Origin of the sequence: Oscillatoria sp. FACHB-1407, assembly GCF_014697545.1 — a bacterium.
In the GTDB taxonomy this organism is placed as follows: domain Bacteria; phylum Cyanobacteriota; class Cyanobacteriia; order Elainellales; family Elainellaceae; genus FACHB-1407.
On the sequence record NZ_JACJSA010000065.1, the window covers coordinates 1 to 2657 of the forward strand.

At 48.1% G+C, this 2657-nt stretch carries 1 protein-coding gene; it reads left to right on the forward strand.

The window, feature by feature from the left end; genetic code table 11:
- On the forward strand, positions 1–2547 hold a 2547-nt coding region (locus H6G89_RS34255; protein ID WP_190514494.1), incomplete at its 5' end, for a GAF domain-containing protein.
- Positions 2548–2657 lie beyond the last annotated feature (110 nt).

The window sequence follows — 2657 nt, forward strand, 5'->3', positions numbered from 1 at the left end:
TTAGGGGATAGAACGATCGGCGCACTAATTGTGTTTTTTCCCCATAATCGCCACTTCACTGAGCAACAAATTGAGTTAACCTACGCCCTAGCCCAACAAGTCACACTCGCTATTCAGTTAACTCGACTGGCAGAAGAAGCCAAACAAGCGGCGATCGCCCGTGAACAAGAAAAAGCCGCACAAGAACGAGCAGCAGAATTAGCAAAAGCCAATGAAGTTCTTGCTCGCACTTCGTCACGTTTGGCAGAGCAACCTGATCTATCCGGCTTCTTGGGGCACATTATGCTCGAAGCAGTTGCTCAAATAGGTGCAGATGGAGGGCATCTCACCACCTATGACCCGCAACAGGAAATGATTTCTACGGCTGTTCTGGTTGAGCAGGGAAAAGTCATTTCTAGCCTAGACTTTCCTCCTGATATGCCAATTTCTGAGGTTGGCTTTATTCAGTTGATTCGAGAAACACGGCAGTTAAGATATTTTGATTTGGAAGCAAATTTTGAACAGGATTCCCACCTACTTTGGCAGGATGTTGGGGAACATCACAAACGGCGTGATCATGTTGTGGGAATTGCAATCCCACTGTTTATCGGAGATGAATTTTTAGGGCATTTTGGGCTTGCCTTTACCAGTAAAAAGATAATAAATGAACAAAACATTGAACTCTTACAGGTACTTGCCAATCAAGCGGCTCTGGCAATTCAACTAACACGACTAGCAGAAGAAGCCAAACAAGCGGCGATCGCCCGTGAACAAGAAAAAGCGGCACAAGAACGCGCCGCAGAACTGGTAAAAGCGAATGAGGCTTTGAAACGCACCGTCAGCAAGCTCTCTGAGCAACCAGAACTAGATGCCTTCTTGAATCACGTTTTGACAGAAGCCGCAGAACAAATTGGCGCATGCTCTAATGCCTTATTCCTCTACAATGCAGCAACACATACCCTGTCGATGCACGCAATTTGCCTGCATGGACAGATTGCCGATATCCTGACTGACTCACGCTTAGAGCCGTATCGAGAACCGATCCCCGCTGATATTAGCCCTGCTTGGAGGCAGATTTGTGAAACCGGATGGGTAGTGGCTCATGAGACAGATGGCACCGACCCAAACAGCCATCCCCAATCCCCTTCGTTCCATCGAGCAATGGGACATGAAACGGTCGTTGCTGTACCACTGGTGGTTGGTGGACGGACGATCGGCTTTATGGCTCCTTGTTTTAGAGAGTGGATTGACCCCAATCCTGAAAAAATTGAACTGGTGCAATCTCTTGCGCATCAAGCAACGTTAGCGTTAGAACTGACCCGATTGGCAGAAGAAGCGAAGCAGGCGGCGATCGCCCGTGAGCAAGAAAAAGCAGCTCAAGAACGTGCTGCTGAATTGGTAAAAGCGAATGAGGCACTCAAGCGTAGCCTGAATCAGCTTGCCAACGATCGCAATTTAGAATCATTTTTAGAGCGGATTTTGCAGGAAGCCATCCAAACACTTGATGGAGCCGCTGCTCAACTTTTTCTCTATGATGCTAAAACTCACACGATTTCCCCTTCTTTAGGAGTTGATAAAGACAGCATCATCCGTCCTGAACCTGGATTAGTGAGTGGACTTCCGATTGGTCAACCCTTTTCGGCAGATGTTACTGGAGCATGGCAGCGACTACTCGGGCAACGCAGTCCAATTTACTTCGATATCGAGCGAGACTCAGCGGATCATTGGCCCGGTGCAATCGAGTTCCATCGCAGCCGAGGCGAGTACGGGTCAGTGTGCACAGCGTTAATGTTGGGTGATCAACCGTTGGGAATTTTAGGGTTAGCTTTTCATAATCGCACCCAGTTTAAAGCTTCTGAGTTTGAGTTCTTCCAGGCACTAGCACAACAGGCAACACTGGCAATTCAACTGACTCAATTAGCCGAAGAAGCAAAACAAGTGGCGGTATTAGAAGAACGGAACCGCATGGCTCGTGAAATCCACGACACGATCGCCCAAGGCTTAGCAGGCATTCTGATTCAACTCCAAGCCGCAGAAGACACTGACCTGACAGATGCAGGCGATCGCCAGGCTCATATTGCTCAGGCGCGTCATTTAGCCGCAGCAAGTCTCGCCGAAGCGCGTCGCTCAGTCCGCGCATTACGTCCCCAAGTGCTGGAAGAAACCAACCTGGCAGGTGCGCTCACAAGTTTGATGCGAGACTTAACTTCAAATACCGAGTTACAGGTAACCTATCGGGTTCAGGGCACTCCCTACGTTCTTTCAACAGAAATAGAAACAAATTTGTTGCGAATTGCTCAAGAAGCAATGAATAATATTCTCAAACATGCTGAGGCGACTCATATCCAGATTGAACTCAATTACCGACCCGACCACGTTCAATTGCAAATCCAAGATAACGGACAGGGTTTTGATTACGACCAGTTAACCCATTTAGAGACATCTAAAAAGGGTTATGGCTTAATCAGTATGCAGGAGCGATCGCAACAAATTGGAGGCAATTTAACCATTGCTAGCCAACCTGGAGAGGGAACAGTCCTAACGATTGTTGTGCCATTGACGCTATGAATTCAGAACCATCCATCCGAATTTTGATCGCAGACGATCATCCGGTTGTGCGACAAGGACTGGCGGCGATGATTGGACGTAAGCCAGGGATGACGGTTATTGCAGAAGCC